Genomic DNA, 13799 nt, shown 5'->3' with positions numbered 1-13799 from the left:
TGGAGTGCTAAGAATGGACTTAGCACTCGGCTCGTCTGAGTGCTACCGATCTGCAAGGTGAGGTCCACGGACCGTCCGTCGCGGGCACCGTCGCGGATCTACCCAGAACGAACATCCGGGGCAACCGCCCCCACTGACGGGAGGACTCCCGAAACACCATGGCAAAACTGATTGAATTCAACGAAGAGGCCCGCCGCGGGCTCGAGCGGGGCATGAACACCCTCGCCGACGCGGTCAAGGTCACGCTCGGCCCCAAGGGCCGCAACGTCGTGCTCCAGAAGTCGTGGGGCGCCCCCACCATCACCAACGACGGCGTCTCCATCGCCAAGGAGATCGAGCTCGAGGAGCCTTTCGAGAAGATCGGCGCCGAGCTCGTCAAGGAGGTCGCCAAGAAGACTGACGACGTCGCCGGCGACGGCACCACCACGGCCACCGTCGTGGCCCAGGCAATGGTCCGCGAGGGCCTGCGCAACGTTGCCTCCGGCGCCAACCCGATGGGTCTCAAGCGCGGCATCGAGAAGGCCGTCAAGGCCATCAGCGACGAGCTGACCAAGCTCGCGATCGACGTCGAGACCAAGGAGCAGATCGCCCAGACGGCTTCCATCTCCGCCGCTGACGCAGGTGTTGGAGAGATCATCTCCGAGGCCATGGACAAGGTCGGCAAGGAAGGCGTCATCACGGTCGAGGAGTCCAACACCTTCGGGCTGGACCTCGAACTGACCGAGGGCATGCGCTTCGACAAGGGCTACATCTCGCCCTACTTCGTGACCGATGCCGAGCGCATGGAAGCCACCCTGGACGACCCCTACATCCTGGTGGTCAACTCCAAGATCTCATCGCTCAAGGACCTGCTGCCCGTGCTGGAGAAGGTCATGCAGTCGAGCAAGCCGCTGCTGGTCATCGCTGAGGACGTCGAGGGCGAGGCGCTCGCCGGCCTGATCGTCAACAAGATCCGTGGCACCTTCAAGTCCGTCGCAGTCAAGGCGCCGGGCTTCGGTGACCGCCGCAAGGCCATGCTGGCCGACATCGCCATCCTGACCGGTGGCCAGGTCGTCTCCGAGGAGGTCGGCCTGTCGCTCGACGCCGTCTCCCTGGACCTGCTGGGCCGTGCGCGTTCCGTGCTCGTCACCAAGGACGAGACCACCATCGTCGAGGGCGCCGGCGAGTCCGCCGCCATCGAGGGTCGCGTGGCCCAGATCCGTCGCGAGATCGAGAACTCGGACTCCGACTACGACCGCGAGAAGCTCCAGGAGCGCCTCGCCAAGCTGGCCGGTGGCGTCGCAGTCATCAAGGTCGGCGCAGCCACCGAGGTGGAGCTCAAGGAGCGCAAGCACCGCATCGAGGACGCCGTCCGCAACGCGAAGGCGGCCGTCGAGGAGGGCATCGTGCCCGGCGGTGGCGTGGCCCTCCTCCAGGCCTCCGCAGCTGCGGCCTCCGTCATCGACGGACTCGAGGGTGACGAGGCCATCGGCGCGCAGATCGTGATCACCGCAGCCAAGGCGCCGCTGCGCCAGATCGCCACGAACGCCGGCCTCGAGGGCGGCGTCGTCGCGGAGAAGGTTGCAGGACTGCCGCAGGGTGAAGGCCTCAACGCCGCCACCGGCGAGTACGTCAACATGGTCGAGGCCGGAATCATCGACCCGGCCAAGGTGACCCGTTCCGCACTGCAGAACGCGGCCTCCATCGCGGCCCTGTTCCTCACCACCGAAGCGGTCATCGCGGACAAGCCCGAGAAGGCTGCCCCGATGCCCGGCGGTGGCGACGACATGGGTGGCATGGGCGGCATGGGCTTCTGAGCCCGCACCGCTGATCCGCATCTCGAGGGCGGTCCGACTCCGGTCGGGCCGCCCTTCGGCATGCTCGGGCTCAGGGACGGCGGCGGACCATGCGGTGCATCGCTACGCCGCCCCAGGACTGCCCGGCGCGGTGCGACTCGTCGAGGTCCACGAATCCGTGTCGTCGGTAGAACCGCTGGGCTGCCCTGTTGGCGCTCACCAACCACAGGTAGAGGTCCCGGCCGTCGTCGACGGCATCCAGCAGGGCGCTCCCGAGCCCGCGGTTGCGGAACTCCGGGTGCAGGTACAGCCGGTCCAGCTGGCGGGGCTCCGGAGCCGGGACGAACCCGAGTGCCGTCTCCCAGTCCATGGGGGCGTCGACCACGGAGACCACGCCGACGATCCGTCCGGCGACCTTCGCCGCCAGCCGCCTGCCGGTTCCGGGTTCGGCGAATTTTTCGCGCAGTTCCTGCACCCGCTCGTCGCGCTGCAGCCGCTGCCGATCCGCGAAGTCGTCCGGGACGATCCCGCGGTAGGCCTCGGCCTGTTGCGCGACCAGGAAGTCGAACCAGTCGCCCGCATCCTCGGGCTGCGGCGGGGCGATGACGGGCGAGTGCACCAGCGCAGGCTACTGGAGCAGAGTGTCTGCCGCCGGTTCGGGGTGGGCGTTGGCAAGATGGGGTCATGAGCATGTTGGAGGTCATCGCGCTGCACGCGGCAGACGCGGAGCGCGCCGAGGCCGGGGGAGCCGACCGCATCGAACTCCTCGGCACCATGGACCACGACGGGCTGTCCCCGGAACCGCGCACCGTCGAGAAGGTCCGCCGCGCCACGTCCATCCACATCCGACCCATGGTGCGGCTGCGGGCTGGCTTCGGCACGGACGGGGGCGAGGTGGTGCGGCTCAAGGGCCTGATCGAGAGCTACCTGGATTCCGGGGCCGACGGCGTCGTGCTCGGGTTCCTCAACGGCCACAACCACGTCGACGTCGAGGTGGTCACCGAGCTCGCGGGGGAGGGGAACTGGCCGTGGACCTTCCACCGGGCTGTCGACCACTGCCTCGACCTGGACCGGGCCTGGGCAACGCTCCTGGAGCTGCCCGGACTGGACCAGGTCCTCACCGCCGGCTCGGCCCGCGGGGTGGAGCAGGGGCTGGAGGAACTGATCCGCCGCGCCAAGGCCGACGAGCGTGTCGCGAGACTGGTGATGGCCGGGGGCGGGCTCCGCCCCGAGCACGTACCGTGGCTCGTCCGGGCCGGCGTGCGGGCGTTCCACATCGGCAGCCCCGCGCGCCCCGGCCGATCGTTCAAGGCCTACGTGGACTCCGACCTCGTGCAGACCTGGCGCGACCTCCTCGACGACACCGTCCGCCACCTACGACAGCCCACCCGGTGACGCGCCCCGTGCACCACCGCCCGGGAGCCCGAGTGCTCGTGCTCGCGGGGGACGCGGTGCTGCTGATCGCGGACTCGGACCCCGGCGTCGCGGGTTCCTGTTGGTGGGTGACGCCAGGGGGAGGCGTCGACGACGGCGAGAGCGCCCGCGAGGCCGCGGCCCGGGAGGCGCACGAGGAGACAGGGCTGCCGGTCGCCCCCGAACAACTCGAGGGGCCCGTCGCGGAACGCATCGCCGTGCATGGCTACTCGGACCGGGTGCTGGTGCAGCCCGAGTCCTTCTTCCTGCTCCGGACCGAGCGGTTCGAGCCCGACCGGCTCGCCTGGAGCGACAACGAGAACCGGCGCCTAAAGGGCTTCCGGTGGTGGCCCGTCCCGGAACTGCCGGAAGAGGTCTGGCCCGCCGACCTGCCACGACTCGCGCGGTGGGACGGCGGGGAGCCGGTGCAACTCGGGGTGATGGACGAGTCGACCGTCGCGCTGGACCGCGCGGAGCTTTCGAGGGTGCAGGACTACCTGCGGGGCTCCGCCCCGCGCCGGAGCCCGTAGGAGGCCCAGACGATGAAGACCGTGGCGGCGCTGAAGCCCAACAGCCACGGCACCTCGGGGAGCACCACCCCGAGCAGCAGCAGCGAGATCCCGGCCACGCAGGCCGCGGTTCCCATCCGGCCGGTCAAGGGCTTCGTGCGCAGGCCGAGGAGGCCGGCGGCCAGGACCAGCCACGCGGTGGTGCCGGGCACCAGCACGCCGATGCCCAGTCCGACGATCGCCAGCACCAACAGGGTGCGCAGCGTCTTGAGCGTGTCCGCGTTCAACGGCGCGGGCCCGGGGATACTGAACTGGCCCGGCGGCGGCAGCTCGGAGAGCGACAGCGGGGCCCCGGTCGGCGGGGGCAGGGGATCGCCCGACGGCGGTGGCAGTTCCTGCGAGCCGACGGTGGCGCTGTAGGTGTGGAACGGCTGGCGGGGGTCACGCCCGGCGCCGGGGAGCCGGTCCGGACCTGCGGTCAGGGCTGCCGAGGCGGTGGTGAAGGGTGCGGCCGGATCCCGCGTGGGTGGGGGGTCCGTGCGGATCTGGTCGAGGGGGGCCTGCGGCGCGGAGGGGTGGAAGCCCTGCGGCGGCGGGATCGGCCCGGGGGTTCGTGCCAGTTGGGGGACTGCCACCTCCAGCTCCTCCACCTCTGGGGTGGCGAAGCCGTCGGGGCGCTCAAGGGGCGCGTACGCCGCACCGTCGGTCCAAGTGGCCATGGAGCCATCCTAACGGTGGGTGCTGTGCAGCCCGCGTGAGCAGTTCGGTGCAAACAGGGCCCCGGCCTGTGCGCGAGGACCGCCGCCAGATAGATTCACCCGCAGGCGCCACCATTTGTTGGGGCCCCCAGTAAATGTTCGGAGTCCGCAGCAACGCCCGTGTCGGGGCCATCAACAGGAGTACAGCAATGGAAGTCGTCATCTGTCCGAATGAGGCGGAAGTCGGTGCCGTCGCGGCCGATCGCGTGATCTCGAGCATCGCCGGCAACCAGACCCCGGTCCTCGGAGTTGCCACCGGAAGCTCACCCGTCCAGCTCTACGAGGAGCTCGCCCGCCGCATCGAGGCCGGGGAGGTCGACCTCTCCCACGGGCTGGCGTTCGCGCTCGACGAGTACGTCGGCATCCCGCCCGAGCACCCGCTCAGCTACAAGGAGACCATCCGCCGCACGGTCCAGGAGCCGTTCCGGATGGACCCCGCACGGGTCCGCGTGCCGAACGGCTTCGCACCCGACCTGGCGGCGGCCGCCCTCGAGTACGACAACGCCATCGCCGACGCCGGCGGCGTCGACGTCCAGATCCTGGGCATCGGCACCAACGGCCACATCGGCTTCAACGAGCCCACCTCGTCGTTCTCCTCCCGCACCCGGGTCAAGACCCTCACCCGCCAGACGAGGGAGGACAACGCGCGCTTCTTCTCCGACGGCGAGGCCGTGCCCACGCACTGCGTCACCCAGGGCCTCGGCACCATCATGGAGGCCCGGGCGATCGTGATGGTGGCCTCCGGGGAGCACAAGGCCGACGCGGTGGCGGCCATGGTGGAGGGACCCGTCGCGGGGGTGTGTCCGGCGTCGATCCTGCAGTTCCATCCCAAGGTGTTCGTCGTGGTGGACGAGGCCGCCGGGGCCAAGCTCCGCTACGCCGATTACTTCCGCCACTCGCTCGAGCTCCCCATCACCGGGGGCCCCGACGATGGGTCCCAGCTGTCCAACGTCTCCGCCGGCTGACCCGCCCGCCGAGCCCGCCCGGCTCCCGGGTGGGCGCGGGCTTCCCCGGCGCGATACAGTGGGAAGTCGAGCGAGTAGATAGCGAGGGAATGGCTGTGCCCACTGGAAAGGTGCGGTTCTTCGACGCCGACAAGGGTTTTGGTTTCATCACCAAGGACGGCGGCGGCGACGTTTACGTGCGCGCCAACGTCCTGCCCGCGGGAGTGTCCTCCCTGAAGGCCGGGCAGCGCGTTGAGTTCGGCGTCATGGACGGCCGCCGCGGCGAGCAGGCGCTCTCCGTGGAGCTGATCGACGCACCGCCATCGCTGTCGAAGGCGCTGCGCAAGAAGCCCGAACAGATGGCGGTCATCGTCGAGGACCTGATCAGCCTCCTCGACTCACTGGGCAACGGATACCGCCGTGGCCGCCACCCCGATGACAAGCAAGCCGCGAGCACGGCGCAGTTGCTGCGCCGCGTCGCCGACGAACTGGAGTTGTGACCAATGGCCTCCCCCAAACTGGATGCAGTCACGGCGGCTGCGGTCGACCTCGCCCGCGAGGCCGCCGTCGAGCAGGCCGGTGCCGACGCCGTCGGCGAGCACCAGGCAGCCGTGGCGGAGGCCGAGCGCATCGTCACCCACTACTTCGACGCACAGCTGCCCGGCTACGCCGGCTGGCACTGGGCAGTGACCCTCGTGCGGGCCTCCCGGGCGAAGGAGCCCACGGTCAACGAGGTGGTCCTGCTGCCGCAGAGCGGCGCCCTCCTCGCGCCCGACTGGATCCCTTGGGAGGACCGGATCGGTCCCGGTGACATCGGCGCCGGCATGCTCATGGCGACGCCGGACAATGACCCACGCCTCGAGCCAGGGTTCGCCGCCACCGACCTCCCCGTCGACGCCGATCCGGCGGAGTGGGTGCAGCTGCGCTCCACCGTCGCCGAGCTCGGCCTCGGTCGTGAACGCGTCCTTTCCCGCGAGGGCAGGGACCTGGCGGCCGAGCGTTGGCTCGCAGGCCCTCCCGGACCCGACGACGAGGCCTCCCGCCAGGCGCCGGCCAATTGCGCCACCTGCGCCTACTTCGTGCCGCTGCGCGGCTCGCTGGGGACCCTGTTCGGCGCCTGCGCAAACGAGTACTCGCCCTCCGACGGCCGCGTGGTGAGCCTGGACCACGGGTGCGGGGGCCATTCCGACGTCGTCGCGGCGGAGCGTCCCCGGGAGCTGCCCGCGCCTGTCTTCGACACCATCAGCATCGACGACGGCCTCTTCGACTGACACGCACGGGGGCCCGCCCCCGTGGGCCCCGAGCCAGGTGCTCGCTCCGCTCGCGCGGACTTCGTATTCCGACGAACCGGGCTCGCTTCGCTCGCGGTGCGTCGGTCAGCCGCAGGTGGCCGTGATGACGAAGTCCTCCTCCTCGCCCGTGGCGTCGGGCTCGTTGAGGTTCATCAGGGCACCCGTGCCGGTGACGGTGAAGGTCTCGCCCTCCCAGGCGATGGAGGCGGTGCCGGTGCCGGGCATGACCTGGACGACGGTGCCGTCGGCGAGGACGACGCTGGCAGTCTCGACGGCGGAACGGTCCTCGGGTCCGGTGACGGCCACCTTGTCGTCGGCCTCCGCGTCGCTGCCGCTCATCGACCACTTGCCCTGGATCACGGTGCACGCGACCTTGTCGATCGTGATCTCGGTATCACCCACGCGGGCGGCGGCGCCACCCTCGGGGGCGGGGGTTTCCACCTCGCCGGGCTCGGCCGGCTGCTCGGGTTCGGCCTGTGGCTGGCTGGCGTTCGCCGAGCCGGTTCCCTCGCCGGGCAAGGGGACCTCGACCCCGGAATCGGTGCAGGCCGACATGGCGAGCACGGCGACGATGCCGACTCCGGAGAGGGTGATTGACTTCCAGTTCTTCATGTTCGTGGATCCTGCCTTTCCTCATGTCAGAATCTACCGGGTCCAGGAGGTCGCTCGGTACCACGCGGGCACGCGGCGTGATCAGCTCAGGGCCGCTAACATGGTCGCCCGTGATCAACAAGTCCCCAAAGGCCGTCCGTCGGCCCGAGTCCGCCCCGGCGGACACCAGCTCCTGGATCGAACGACACTTCAACATCACCGGCCGCGGTTCCACCGTCGGGCAGGAGTTGCGCGGTGGCCTCGTGACCTTCTTCGCGATGGCCTACATCATCGCGCTGAACCCCCTCATCATCGGCACGGCCACCGACAAGAACGGCCTGCTCATCTCGGGCGTCTCGCCGGACGTCGACGGCGCGGTCGCCGCTTCGATCGGCATGGTGGCCGCTGCCACCGCACTGATCGCCGGCGTCATGACCATCCTGATGGGCGTCATCGGCCGGTTCCCGATCGGTCTGGCGACAGGACTGGGCCTCAATGCCCTGGTCGCCTACGTCCTCGCGCCGCAGATGACGTGGCCGCAGGCCATGGGCCTGGTGGTGTGGGAGGGCATCCTGATCACCATCCTGGTGCTGACCGGCTTCCGGACCGCCGTGTTCAAGGCGGTGCCGAAGGCGCTGCGCACAGCCATCAGCGTCGGCATCGGCCTGTTCATCGCCTTCGTCGGCCTGATCAACGCCGGCGTGGTCCGCAGCACCGCCACCCCGCCGGTCGAGCTCGGCATCGCCGGCTCGCTCATGGGTTGGCCCATCCTCGTCTTCGTCGTCGGACTGTTCCTGCTGATCGCGCTGCACGTGCTCAGGGTCAAGGGCGCGATGCTGATCTCGATCGTCACCGCCACCGTCCTCGCCATCATCATCGAGGCCGTCTCGAAGCTCGGCCCGCAGAGCGCCGAGAACGCGACCGGGTGGGCGCTCAACGTCCCCGAGCTCGGCAACTTCGCCGCACCGGACCTCAGCCTGTTGGGCCGCGTGGACATGGTGGGCGCTTTCTTCGTGGACGGCCAATTCTCCGTCACGCGCTTCGTCGCCCTGCTGGTGCTCGTGTTCTCGCTCCTGCTCGCTGACTTCTTCGACACCATGGGCACGATGGTGGCCGTCGGCGCCGAAGGTGGCATCCTCGACGAGAACGACATGCCGCCGCACACCACCGAGATCCTGCTCGTCGACTCCCTGGCCGCCGTGGCCGGTGGCCTCGGCTCCGTCTCCTCCAACACCGCCTACGTCGAGTCGACCGCCGGCGTCGGCGAGGGCGCCCGCACGGGTCTCGCGTCGGTGTTCACCGGCATCGCCTTCTTGCTGGCCATCATCGCCTCGCCACTGATCAACATGGTCCCCTCCGAGGCGGCCTCGCCGGTCCTGGTGTTCGTGGGCTTCCTGATGATCGCCCAGGTGGTGGACGTCAACTGGAAGGACGCCGACCTCGCTATCCCGGCCTTCCTGACCATCATCCTGATGCCGTTCGCCTACTCGATCACCGTCGGCATCGGCGCAGGCTTCCTGGCCTACGTGTTCATCAAGCTGGTGCGCGGTCGGGCCAAGCAGGTCCACCCGCTGATGTACGTGGTGGCTGTCATGTTCATCATCTACTTCATGCAGGGCCCGATCCTTTCGCTGATCGAGGGCTGAGACCCGGTACGACACCCTCGACCACGACGACGACGGCCACCCCGGGCGGGGTGGCCGTCGTCGCTCTGCTCCTTGGAGCGTCCGGGTCAGCCGAAGCGGACGATGTTGTTGAACACCCACTCGTGCCGCTGCCGGAACTGCCAGGTGCCGTCGGCGGCCTTCGTGGCGTGCACGACGTCTGCCATCACGAAGGAGCGGCAACCACCGCGCCCGGTGGCAGCCGTGTCGCACTCGGTTCGCCACTGGCGCCCATCACTGGTGAAGGCGCCCGCCCTGCCCAGCGGGTTGGCCGCCCACTGTGTGCGGCTCATGTACGGCAGGTAGGTCAGGTTGTTGAAGTACCATCCGGACCGATTGGCGAAGGTGCCGTTCTCGCCGGTGACCTGGGTGGCCCAGATCTGGGTGGTGCACCGGATGGTCTGCGAGTACGGCTCGCAGGTGGTGTACCACCGCCGGCCGTTCACGTTGTGGAAGCCCGGCGTTGAATAGACGTCGAGCGCCGGGGTGGACGGCGAGGTGGTGGGCGCTGGAGTGGGCCGCCCGCTCGGCGTCGTGCTGGGCTCACCGGTCGGTTCGGGGCTGGGATCCGGGCTCGGCTCGAGGGTCGGGGTCGGCTCGGCCTCCTCGGCCGGCTCGTACTCGAGCGTCCGGACATCCTCGACGTGGCCCGCCGCGTCCTCCGAGCGGAAGTGGACGTAGGTCCGGCGCTCCGTGGACAGCTGTATCTGGATCTTCTCGGCCGGGTCGTAGGTACCCCACATCACGTTCTCCGAGCTGTTCGGGTCGCTGGAGGGGCCGGAGGACCACACGGTCCGGGTCACGCCCGAGCCGTGTTCGCCGTCGGAGGCGTTGAGCTCGACCACTGCGTCGCGGCCCTCGACCGCCTCGGTGGCGGTCGTGGTCGGTGCCGAGGTGTCGATCCGGATCCGGATCTCCGCCTCGCCGACGCGGCCGCCGTCGTCGGTGGCCCGGGCACGGAAGGTCACCTCGCCCTGCTCCTCGATGAAGACCGGGAAGGAGTAGTCCGCCCAGCCCGCGCCACCCTCGGTGCAGTCGGTCAGGCAGTACTCGAGTGCGACGATCTCGGAGTCGGTGACACCCCGGTCAGCCTGGACGCTGACGCGCGGCGCGGTGGTGTGCCAGCCGCTGGCCGCCAGGGAGTCCTCGGCGAAGTCGAGCAGGAGCACCGGCGGGGCGTCCGCGGGGGAGGGTGCGACGACGAAGAAGACGCCGAGCGCCTCCCTGACGACTCCGGCGACGGTTGCGTCCACCAGGGCGAAGTCGTCCACGGCGTCGTAGTCCCCGGCCACGACGGCGGCCCAGTCGGCCGGAACCCCGCTCGAGCGGGAACCGTCGGCGTAGGTGACGGTGACGGTTGCCGGGAACACCGGCGCGAGCCCTGGTGTGGTGAGGGTGGAGGCCGGGTCGACCTCGCTCACCTCGTCGGAGAGGGACTCGTGCACCGTGACCGTCGCCGAGAGAGCGACGGCGTCGACGGTTCCGGGGATGGTGAAGGAATCGCCGGCCTCGTCATAGTCCGTTGCGGCCACCGCGTCGGCGTCCCAGACCACGGCAAGATCATTGACCAGAGGGGAAAGGCCGGCGTCTGCTCGGTCCACGTCGGCCTCGTACAGGGCCCAGATGGTATCGGGGAGGTCTGGCAGTTCGCCGGGGACCGTGCGCAGCTCCACCTGCTCGTGCTCGATGAAGACACCGGGGTGGCCGGGGTCGATCGGGTCGGGATCGATGCTCGGGACGTCGGTGTTCTCACCGAAGACCTCCACCTCCGTGGCTCCCACAGGCCGGTTCTGGCCGGGGAAGGTGAAGCGGAGCGACGACGTGCGCACCTCCTCGAACTCGTGGCTGATCGGGTAGTCCCGCACGTCGTCGACGCCGACGGGCATCATCGGTGCCGCACCGGCCAGCGTGACGGCGACCCAGTCCTCGGACTCCTTGTCCCAGGTCTGGACCTCCACGTCGGAGGGGATGTACACCCCGCCGCCGCAGCTGGTGGTGGTGGGGCAGTCGGTCCAGGCGTGGAACGTGGTGCTGCTCACGTCCACCAGGAACGGCCAGCTGAGCGTGACGGTCGTGCCGCTGCTCTCCGGCCAGGCGTTCCAGTTGGTCCCCCGGTCGCTCCCGTTGCCGGAGGCGCCATCGATGAGGATCTCCGGTGAGCCCGCGTTGACGTGCGACAACTCGACGGTGGGGCCGTTGCCGCCCGGGTTGGTGGCCAGGGCCACGTTGATGGGGGCGGCTCCCGCGGCGGGGGCCAGCGATCCCATCACGGCGGTGGCCAACACCAGCGCCGCCACGGCGAGCCGCCCGATTGGGCCTCGGCTCCTGTTCACGTTCTTCTCCTTCGTAGTCATTGTCAGAGCCTCGCCTTCCCGGCCGTCACGAGGATGGTCTGGCGGTTGCGGGAGCTGAGCTGCCCGGCTGCCTGCCAGTCGTCGGTGACGTCGCGCACCGCCGCCAGGAACTCGCCTCGGTCGACGAACGGGGCCGACTCCCAGACCTCGTCCAGCAGCGTCACAGTCTGTTCCCGGCCGTCCCGGACCAGGGTGCGCTGCGGGTTCCGCAGCCCCGAGTCGGCGCCGGCGAAGGCGATGGTGTCCTCCGAGCGCTGGAAGTACATGTGGTAGGCGGAGTTGTTGCCGTTCCAGGCGGGCTCGAAGGTGGTGCCGTCGATCTCGAACAGGAAGTGGCCGTGGGTCTCGTCGGTCCGACGCCGGTACCCGTGCTGGATGGTGGCATCGAGCCCCAGCCGCCGGTAGAAGCTGAAGTTCAGGAACGACTTGGAACTGCCGAGTGCATTGAGCAGGGTCGGTCCGTAGAACAGGGACTGGATGTCGGCCCGGTCGTCGGAGGCCTCCGTGCGCAGCTCCATCGGGATCGTGACCTCGACGGTGTCGCCGACGGCCCACCTCCGGGCCGGGACGACGTGGTAGCCGCCGCTGGCCGCCGACTCCGGCTCCGCGCCGTTGACGGCCACGGTCGCACCGTTGGTCCAGGCGGGGATCCGGACGTGCAGCGCAAACTCGCCCCCACCGTCGGTGACGGTGATGTTGGACGTTTCCGCTTGGGGGTACTCCGTGATCTGCTGCACCACGACCCCCTTGGTGGTCCAGTCCAGGGTTGAGGGCATGTACAGGTTCACGTAGAGCGCCGAGTCGTCCTTGGCGTGGGTCCAGATGGTGTCCTGGTACTTGATGTGGCTCTCGAGGGCGCTGCCGCCGCAACAGGTGCCGATGTTGCCGTTGCCGTACTCCTTGGTGGCCCCGGGGTGGACCGGATACATGTAGCAGTTGCCGGGGCTCAGGGCCGTGCCCTCGTTGTCGGCGTTGTCGAGTCCGCGGGTGCGCCCGCCGAGGACGTGGTTGAGCAGGGTGCGCTCGTAGTAGTCCATGTAGGCGGCGTCCGGTTCCATGAAGAACAGGGACCGGGACACCTTCAACATGTTGTATGCCGCGCACGACTCGGCGTTGCGGCTGCCGATGTCCCCGGCGACGGTGTGCGGGGGACCCCACATCTCGCCTTCGCCGGTACCGCCGTGGGCATACATCCGACCCGGATTGATCATCGCGTAGAAGTTCCGGGCCGTGGCGTGGTAGTCGAAGCCCTCCGCGCCGGCCCGGGGCGTCAGTTCGGCCGCTGCCAGCTTGGCGTAGCCGACGAACTGGGGGATGTGCTGGTTCGCGTGCAGGTCAGTGAGGGGATCCTCGCCGGCCGTGCAGGAGGCGATCAGTCGATCCTGGTCGAAGAGCTGCGCGCATTCGAGGAACTCGTCGCGAGGCGCGTCGTACGGGTCCGGCTGGCCCTCCGAGATGACCCACAGGTCGTAGAGCGCCTCGTTCATGCCGCCGAACTCGCCGCCGATGTAGATGGACCACATCCGCTGCAGCTGCTCGACGGAGCACTTGGAGAGCCTGCTGTGCACCCAGTGCCCGATGCCCTGCGCCAGTGCCAGCGCGGGCTGGTATCCGCAGTGGCGGTACGCCTCCACCAGCCCGGCCAGGATCTTGGCGAGGGTGTAGTACGGCGCCCAGATCTCGCCGTAGGGGGCGAACTCCTCCAGCGCCGAGAACTGCCACTCGCCGTAGGCGGACAGGAAGCCGGGGTGCGAGTACGTGACGCCGCCCTTGCCCGCGGCCATCGCGGCGCGGCACTCCTCGAGACCGTCGACGAGTTGCTGCACCCGCTGCAGGATGGCCTCGTCGTGGGTGGATGCATAGGCCATGGAGAGCATGGACAGCATGTGTCCGCTGTAGTGGCCGCGCAGCAGGCCCGATGCCCCGGCCCGGTTCGTGCCCCGCACATAGTCGTCACCCCAGCGCTGCTCGATGGCGGCATCGACGCCCCCGTCGGGCCAGCCCTCCCAACCGCCGGCAGGACGGGCGGCCAGGGCCTCCTCCCGGGTGATGAGTCCCGCCTGCAGGCGGAAGATGACCAACAGGCTCTCGAGCGGGTAGCGACGTGCCAATTCCAGCATGTTGCGTCGGCCGCGCTCGAAGACGCTGCCCGGGTCCAGGGTGACGTCCGAGAGGGGGAACGGCTCCACCGACCAGCCCGCCGGGTTGGCTATCAGCCGGGCTGCCGCGGTCGCCGCGGGGGTGGGTGGTGCCGCGGACCCCAGCTGCGGCAGCAGGGTGCCTGCGGTCAGCGTTCCCCCTGCGACCGCGCCCCCCACGAGGACACCGCGACGGGAAAGCCGTGCGTGCCATGGTTGTGACGATTTCATTGCCTACTCCTCCTCGAGTCGAGCTCCGGAAACGTCGTTCGGTGACGTCCGTCCGAGGGATGTTACCGGGAACAATCGGTTTCGATAACCCTTTTCGGGAGGGCGATTCACACCCTTCCCGCACAGTGGT

Annotated in this window: 12 protein-coding genes; 7 read left to right on the top strand and 5 right to left on the bottom strand. The window is 69.5% G+C overall.

Annotation, left to right across the window (positions count from 1 at the left end):
• Positions 1 to 158 precede the first annotated feature (158 nt).
• Positions 159 to 1796: a chaperonin GroEL gene (gene groL, locus FOJ82_RS04435; protein WP_143937202.1), complete on the top strand. Its 1638-nt coding sequence runs from the start codon at positions 159 to 161 to the stop codon at positions 1794 to 1796.
• A 70-nt stretch (positions 1797 to 1866) separates the two neighbouring features.
• Here the strand turns inward: groL and FOJ82_RS04430 are convergent, their stop codons facing one another.
• Positions 1867 to 2394 carry a GNAT family N-acetyltransferase gene (locus FOJ82_RS04430; RefSeq protein ID WP_185975611.1) on the bottom strand — a complete coding sequence of 176 codons (528 nt, stop codon included), beginning with the start codon at positions 2392 to 2394 and terminating at the stop codon, positions 1867 to 1869.
• A gap of 65 nt (positions 2395 to 2459) precedes the next feature.
• Here FOJ82_RS04430 and FOJ82_RS04425 point away from each other — a divergent pair, with 65 nt between their 5' ends.
• Positions 2460 to 3170 carry a copper homeostasis protein CutC gene (locus tag FOJ82_RS04425; protein ID WP_143937200.1) on the top strand — a complete coding sequence of 237 codons (711 nt, stop codon included), beginning with the start codon at positions 2460 to 2462 and terminating at the stop codon, positions 3168 to 3170.
• On the top strand, positions 3167 to 3718 hold the full coding sequence (locus tag FOJ82_RS04420) for an NUDIX domain-containing protein (protein WP_185975610.1): 552 nt from the start codon (positions 3167 to 3169) through the stop codon (positions 3716 to 3718). The genes FOJ82_RS04425 and FOJ82_RS04420 overlap by 4 nt, the downstream gene beginning before the upstream one ends.
• On the opposite strand, the gene FOJ82_RS04415 is transcribed toward FOJ82_RS04420, so the two are convergent.
• Positions 3682 to 4416 (bottom strand): hypothetical protein, encoded by a 735-nt coding sequence (locus FOJ82_RS04415; protein ID WP_143937198.1) that lies wholly within the window; start codon positions 4414 to 4416, stop codon positions 3682 to 3684. The genes FOJ82_RS04420 and FOJ82_RS04415 overlap by 37 nt on opposite strands.
• Positions 4417 to 4604: 188 nt before the next feature.
• Between FOJ82_RS04415 and nagB the strand changes: the two genes are divergently transcribed.
• The 3 genes from nagB (at position 4605) to FOJ82_RS04400 (ending at position 6670) form a co-directional block, all read left to right on the top strand.
• On the top strand, positions 4605 to 5420 hold the full coding sequence (gene nagB, locus FOJ82_RS04410; protein ID WP_143937197.1) for a glucosamine-6-phosphate deaminase: 816 nt from the start codon (positions 4605 to 4607) through the stop codon (positions 5418 to 5420).
• 95 nt (positions 5421 to 5515) lie between these two features.
• Positions 5516 to 5899, top strand: coding sequence for a cold-shock protein (locus FOJ82_RS04405; protein ID WP_143937196.1), 384 nt, complete (start codon positions 5516 to 5518; stop codon positions 5897 to 5899).
• 3 nt (positions 5900 to 5902) lie between these two features.
• Entirely contained in the window at positions 5903 to 6670 is a 768-nt protein-coding gene (locus FOJ82_RS04400; protein WP_143937195.1) for a DUF3027 domain-containing protein, read from the top strand.
• A 105-nt stretch (positions 6671 to 6775) separates the two neighbouring features.
• On the opposite strand, the gene FOJ82_RS04395 is transcribed toward FOJ82_RS04400, so the two are convergent.
• Positions 6776 to 7303: a lipoprotein LpqH gene (locus tag FOJ82_RS04395; RefSeq protein ID WP_143937194.1), complete on the bottom strand. Its 528-nt coding sequence runs from the start codon at positions 7301 to 7303 to the stop codon at positions 6776 to 6778.
• Positions 7304 to 7413: 110 nt separating this feature from the next.
• Here FOJ82_RS04395 and FOJ82_RS04390 point away from each other — a divergent pair, with 110 nt between their 5' ends.
• Positions 7414 to 8928 (top strand): NCS2 family permease, encoded by a 1515-nt coding sequence (locus tag FOJ82_RS04390; RefSeq protein WP_246099736.1) that lies wholly within the window; start codon positions 7414 to 7416, stop codon positions 8926 to 8928.
• A gap of 86 nt (positions 8929 to 9014) precedes the next feature.
• Here the strand turns inward: FOJ82_RS04390 and FOJ82_RS04385 are convergent, their stop codons facing one another.
• Both FOJ82_RS04385 and FOJ82_RS04380 read right to left on the bottom strand, forming a co-directional pair.
• Positions 9015 to 11279 carry an Ig-like domain-containing protein gene (locus tag FOJ82_RS04385; RefSeq protein WP_143937192.1) on the bottom strand — a complete coding sequence of 755 codons (2265 nt, stop codon included), beginning with the start codon at positions 11277 to 11279 and terminating at the stop codon, positions 9015 to 9017.
• A gap of 23 nt (positions 11280 to 11302) precedes the next feature.
• Positions 11303 to 13669: a beta-L-arabinofuranosidase domain-containing protein gene (locus FOJ82_RS04380; RefSeq protein ID WP_143937191.1), complete on the bottom strand. Its 2367-nt coding sequence runs from the start codon at positions 13667 to 13669 to the stop codon at positions 11303 to 11305.
• Positions 13670 to 13799: the final 130 nt, after the last annotated feature.

The sequence above is a fragment of the Tessaracoccus rhinocerotis genome (assembly GCF_007197885.1).
Lineage (GTDB): Bacteria > Actinomycetota > Actinomycetes > Propionibacteriales > Propionibacteriaceae > Arachnia > Arachnia rhinocerotis.
Note: the sequence above shows the minus strand (reverse complement) of the source record. Positions and strands in the feature narration are given on the sequence as shown.